Origin of the sequence: Arthrobacter ginkgonis (assembly GCF_039540195.1) — a bacterium.
In the GTDB taxonomy this organism is placed as follows: domain Bacteria; phylum Actinomycetota; class Actinomycetes; order Actinomycetales; family Micrococcaceae; genus Zafaria; species Zafaria ginkgonis.
Genome location: NZ_BAABEO010000047.1, coordinates 1 through 4,599 on the forward strand (window position 1 = coordinate 1; position 4,599 = coordinate 4,599).

Genomic DNA, 4,599 nt, shown 5'->3' on the forward strand with positions numbered 1-4,599 from the left:
ACCTTTTCGTGCTTGGCCCGGGTGATGTGGTCGCCGACCTGGTTGACCATGACGGCTGTGTTGATGCCGACCCGGCGGGTGAGTTCCTTGTTGGTCCAGCCGATGGCGTGGAGGGCTTGGATGCGGCGTACAGCGCCGACCTTCGGGACGAACCCCTTCCCGTTGTCGCGGGCGAGGACGGCGTCGCGGGAGACGGCGAGGACTCGGCGTTCCCGGTCGACGTGGATGAGTTGCTGTTCGCCGCGGACGATCTTGCCGATGGTCTTCTCGTTCAGTCCTACGGCTTCGGCGATGCCGCGGTAGGTCATGCCCTGGTCGTGCAGGTGCTCGATGTGGGCCCGGGTGCGCGTGACGGGGACGTTGACGCGGCGGCCGCGGCGGTAGAGGACTCGCTTCTGCTTTTCGGTGAGCTGGTAGGTCACGTCGGCTCCTTATAGGCGGCGTGGATGGGGTGGTGGTGTTGGTGGCGGGGATGACGAAGGCGAGCGGCTAGCTTGGGGGTCTGCCGCTCGCCTCGTGCGTCAGGCCCTGCGCCGTGCGGTGAGGGTGTTGGCCCGTTGCAGCTCGACGTCGAGGTCGACCACGTAGGCGGTGCGGGCGCTCTCGCGTTCCTCGGCCTTGTGGTGGGGGCAGGCGTACTTGGTGGCGCAGATGCCCTGGGGAGTCCAGCAGCAGGCCCTTTTGCAGGTGTACTCGCTCATGGTGCGGTGTTGCCTTTCATGGACCGGCGGGCCCCAGCCGTGGGGCCGGGGCCCGCCGGTAAGGTGGGTGGGTGATTTTGCGTGGAACGTATGAGACAGCTGACGGAACCGATCAGGTATCGGCTGAGGCCGACACCTATGAGGAGGCCCGCGCCGCGCTGGATGCTGCGCTGCCCGAAGGCATGCAGCTGCTCAACATCCGCGTCGACCGCTAGAAGGGCGGCTCGGCGCCGCCAGCCGCGGCGGCCGTGTTGCCCCAGCCGCCGCCAGAGTTCCCGCCGCCCCATCCGCTGTTGCCGGCGTCCGGAGTCCAGGAACCATCCGACGCTCCCGCGTTGCCGCCGAACCCTCCGTTGCCGCCGTTGCCGCCGTTGCCGCTGCGCTGGGTGCGGGTGACCTTGGCGGAGGCGTACCGCAGCGACGGGCCGATTTCGTCGACCTCCAGTTCCATCACGGTCCGCTTTTCGCCTTCCTTGGTCTCGTAGCTACGGGACTTGAGGCGGCCCTGGGCGATAACGCGCACGCCCTTGGTCAGCGTCTCCGCGCAGTTCTCCGCGGCTTCCTTCCAGACCGACGCCCGGAGGAACAGCGTTTCGCCGTCCTTGAAGGAATTGCTCTGGCGGTCGAATACGGACGGCGTGCTGGCGATCGTGAAGTTGGCGACCGCGCTGCCGGACGGGGTGAACCTGAGTTCGGGATCCGAGGTCAGGTTGCCGATGACGGTGATGACGGTTTCTCCGGCCATGGTCTAGGCCGCCTTTGCGTTCGAGGCGGCGGTGGCGATGGCGTCGAGGACGTCCTGCGGTTCCCCGGCGTTGGACGCCTGGCTCCAGAGGTGGCGGAGCGCGGTGACGTCGCCGCTGCGGGCCTCAATCTCGTCGAAGTAGTTCACGGGCTCGGCATCGAGGACCTCTCCGGTGCCTGGGTCGGCGAACACGTCCGCGGCAGATGCCGGCGCGGGTGCTGCTGCCGGTTCTGGAGCGGCGGGGGCTGGATCCGCGAAGGCGGCGGCCACTGACTGGACGGCGGGACGTTCGCCCAGGTTCTCCAGTTCGACCTCTTCCACCGAGACGGAGGCGACGCCGGTGAGAACGTCGGGGGCGATGGTGCGGCATGCCTCTGCCTGGGCCTTCGCGGTCAGCATCGCGATCGGGTCGGTCGTGTACTTCTTGTTCGACATGTAGCCGGCCTGCTGGGCGCGCTGGATGGTCCAGGTGAACTCGGTCCACTGCGTCTGGCCCTTGCGGCGGGCCGCGACGGTGACGGACTCGGGGGAGGCTGCCGTGCGAATCACCTCGTGGCCGGCGTTCATGACCAGAGCGGCCATGGTGCGGGCGTAGAGGGCGGGCCGGCCGTGGACGACGAAGATGTTCGAGAGGGCGTTCATCGGGTCCAGGCCGAGGGACTTGCCCGCGAGGATCGCGGCGGCCGCGGCTTCGGGCTTGCCACGGAAGTCCGCAGGAACGAAGTCGGTCCCGCACAGCGCGGTGCCGAGCTGGTGCGCGGCGGTGAGTTCCTGGGCCCACTCGGCGAGCTTGATGGTGCCCGAAGCCGGGGTGGACAGGATGGCGGCGGGCGAGGTGTCGAGTGTGGCCGTGTTGCGGGTGGCGAGTTCAGTCATTTCCAAGGATTCCTTCTGTGAGGCTGTCGGCCCAACGCGGGGCAGGCAGTGGGGTTGCTGGGGTTGGGTATCCGGGCCACGTGCCGGTGTCGGTGCATTCCCGGTAGATGGTGAGGGCCTGGTCATTGAGGCGGGCGCCGAGGGCTTCGAAGTCCGGGTCGAGCTCGACCACCGAGACCAGGTGGGGCGGTTCCTTCTCGACGATCACGAACAGGAACCGGGGCCGGTCGCCGGTCAGTGCTTCCATGCCGTCCCGGTAGAGCGCCTGGGATTGGTGGTAGCCAAGGTCCATGGCCTTCTTCGGGAAGTCGCGGGGGTCGGCGTTGACCGCAGTCTTGAGGTCGACGATTACTCCGCGGTTCCAGGCGTCCGGTCGGCACTTCACCGGCACCCCGCTCTTTTCCCAGAACACGCTTCGCTCGGCCACGTGGCCGGTGAACGCGTTGCGGGCGATCGGGTGGGACATGACGCTGTCGCGCATGGCCGTGACGCGGTCCCACTCGGCGCCGGTGAGGGGGATCTTTCCCTCGGCGCGGGTGTCGGCGTCGAACTCTTTCCATGCCTTGGACCGCTTGTCCCGGACCTGCAGCACAGCGACCCCTGATTCGTCCTGCTCCAAGATGAGGGAGTGGGCGACTGTGCCGAGGTCGAACGCGTCGCTCGTCTTGGGGTTCTCGCGCTCCCACACGAAGTGGGCAGGCGTGCGGGTGGCCAGGGTCTTGAGCGACGACGAACCGAGCGCGTGGTGGGCGTGGTAGTCGTCGGATTCCATCCCGTCCAGGAACCGCGGCGCGGTGCCCGTGGCGATGGCGGTCATGGCTGCATCACCAGCTGGTCGTCGGAGGGCTCCCAGTCGGGGTGGTGCAGGTCGCTGGCGTCCCAGCCTTCGCGGCACACCGGGCAGAACTGGCCGAGCGTGTCGGTGCCGGGCTGGACGTTCGTGGGCTGGCCCCACTCGTCCTGGTCGAATGAGCCCGGCGCGGTTTCCGCGTAGGCGGCGTCGGTGCGGGCCATCAGGCGGCCTTCTTCCAAGAGACGGTCGCGAGGCCGAGGCCGGCCAGCATGGCGAGGAGGTCGAAGCCGTTGAAGGCGGGGTTGAAGAGTTCGGCGATCATCAGGCGGCCGCCTTGTGCATCAGGTAGTTGTGCCCGATCAGGTGGAAGGTCGCCTCGCTGATCAGGTCGTCCTGGCGCTCCAGCCACCGGTGCTTGCACTCCGGGTAGTCCGGGTCCTTGACCGGGAAGTCGAGCGGCAGGGCGTCGCTTTCCGCCTTGCGCCGGTCGCCGATCAGAGTCACGACGTCGAGCAGGCCCCAGTAGCTGATGCTGTAGCCGAGCTCCTGGGCGATGGGGACCTGGATCGCGGGGAGGTTGTCTTCGGTGGGGCCGAAGTGGTCGACGTAGAAGTCGACCTTCTGGCGGACTAGTGCCGCCGCTTCAAGGTATGCGGGGTTGGTGAGGATGCTCACGGTAGGCTCCTTCTGGATGAACTCTTGGGTTTGTCTGGGGTCCCGCGATGCTTTGGCCGGCTGCGGGGCCCTTCTTTATGCGGCGCGGTAGCCCTGCGGCTGCCGCTTGCGGTAGTGGTCCAGTGCCGTCATCGGGATCCGCCACGGAGACGTCTGGCCCCCGCGTCCGGCCTTGTACGCGCCCCGGAACATTCCGCGGTTGAGGAGTTGCCGGACGGTCTCTTGGGAGTGCTGCAGTTCTTCGGCCAGTTCGGCGACGCTCATGTCCCGGCGGCTCACGCGGCGGCCGCCAGGCTGCGTTCGGGGGTGCCGATCCAGACGCGGAGGGCGCCGCCGTGGCGGGACCGGACGTGGCTGGTTCCGAAGCCTTGGGATTCGATGAGTCCGCGGCCACGGGCGATGCGGAACGCGGCGCCGACGTGGTTGGGGTGCGGGGCCGGGCGCATCCGCTGGCGGAGGTCGTCGGCGGTGAATCGGTTCCCGGGGACTGAGGCCATGGACTCGATGGTCTGCAGGGCGTCTTCGGTCCAGGTGGTGTCTTCGAGGGGCATTGGGTTGCTCATGCTGCGTGCTCCAGTGCTGGTCGGAGGGCGATTGCTTCGGCTGGCTCGTGGAGGGCCCAAGCGATGTGTTGGATGCGTTCGTAGGAGAGTCGGCGGGTTCCTCGCTCGTAGTGGGCGAGGGTGGCGCGGCCTACGTCGATGGCTTGGGCGAGTTGTTCCTGGCTGATGCCGTGGAGTTCGCGGAGCCGTTGGATGGTGAGTCCGATGCGCTGATCTTCGGTTGTTCTTGGCAGGTTCTGTCGTGGT

11 protein-coding genes are annotated in these 4,599 nt (G+C 67.9%); 1 reads left to right on the forward strand and 10 read right to left on the reverse strand.

The genetic code is table 11. The annotated features are described in order from the left end of the window. Both ABD912_RS23355 and ABD912_RS23360 read right to left on the reverse strand, forming a co-directional pair. On the reverse strand, positions 1–422 hold a 422-nt coding region (locus tag ABD912_RS23355), incomplete at its 3' end, for a hypothetical protein (protein ID WP_345154861.1). A 99-nt stretch (positions 423–521) separates the two neighbouring features. Beyond that, positions 522–701, reverse strand: coding sequence for a hypothetical protein (locus tag ABD912_RS23360; protein ID WP_345154863.1), 180 nt, complete (start codon positions 699–701; stop codon positions 522–524). 71 nt (positions 702–772) lie between these two features. Between ABD912_RS23360 and ABD912_RS23365 the strand changes: the two genes are divergently transcribed. Beyond that, positions 773–916 (forward strand): hypothetical protein, encoded by a 144-nt coding sequence (locus tag ABD912_RS23365; protein WP_345154864.1) that lies wholly within the window; start codon positions 773–775, stop codon positions 914–916. Here ABD912_RS23365 and ABD912_RS23370 read toward each other — a convergent pair. The 8 genes from ABD912_RS23370 to ABD912_RS23405 form a co-directional block, all read right to left on the reverse strand. Continuing rightward, entirely contained in the window at positions 913–1,446 is a 534-nt protein-coding gene (locus ABD912_RS23370) for a single-stranded DNA-binding protein (RefSeq protein WP_345154866.1), read from the reverse strand. The genes ABD912_RS23365 and ABD912_RS23370 overlap by 4 nt on opposite strands. 3 nt (positions 1,447–1,449) lie before the next feature. Next, positions 1,450–2,322, reverse strand: a complete 873-nt coding sequence (locus ABD912_RS23375) for a hypothetical protein (RefSeq protein WP_345154868.1) — start codon at positions 2,320–2,322, stop codon at positions 1,450–1,452. Next, positions 2,315–3,139 carry a PD-(D/E)XK nuclease-like domain-containing protein gene (locus ABD912_RS23380; RefSeq protein ID WP_345154869.1) on the reverse strand — a complete coding sequence of 275 codons (825 nt, stop codon included), beginning with the start codon at positions 3,137–3,139 and terminating at the stop codon, positions 2,315–2,317. The genes ABD912_RS23375 and ABD912_RS23380 overlap by 8 nt, the downstream gene beginning before the upstream one ends. Next, on the reverse strand, positions 3,136–3,336 hold the full coding sequence (locus tag ABD912_RS23385; RefSeq protein WP_345154871.1) for a hypothetical protein: 201 nt from the start codon (positions 3,334–3,336) through the stop codon (positions 3,136–3,138). The genes ABD912_RS23380 and ABD912_RS23385 overlap by 4 nt, the downstream gene beginning before the upstream one ends. A 100-nt stretch (positions 3,337–3,436) precedes the next feature. Further along, on the reverse strand, positions 3,437–3,790 hold the full coding sequence (locus tag ABD912_RS23390; protein ID WP_345154873.1) for a hypothetical protein: 354 nt from the start codon (positions 3,788–3,790) through the stop codon (positions 3,437–3,439). A gap of 75 nt (positions 3,791–3,865) precedes the next feature. Next, on the reverse strand, positions 3,866–4,054 hold the full coding sequence (locus tag ABD912_RS23395) for a helix-turn-helix domain-containing protein (RefSeq protein ID WP_345154875.1): 189 nt from the start codon (positions 4,052–4,054) through the stop codon (positions 3,866–3,868). 11 nt (positions 4,055–4,065) lie between these two features. Further along, the gene (locus ABD912_RS23400; protein WP_345154876.1) at positions 4,066–4,353 is read right to left on the reverse strand and encodes a hypothetical protein; all 288 of its coding nucleotides are present in this window, start codon (positions 4,351–4,353) and stop codon (positions 4,066–4,068) included. Then, a partial coding sequence (locus tag ABD912_RS23405) for a helix-turn-helix transcriptional regulator (protein WP_345154878.1) occupies positions 4,350–4,599 on the reverse strand: 250 nt, incomplete at its 5' end. The genes ABD912_RS23405 and ABD912_RS23400, both read right to left, overlap by 4 nt.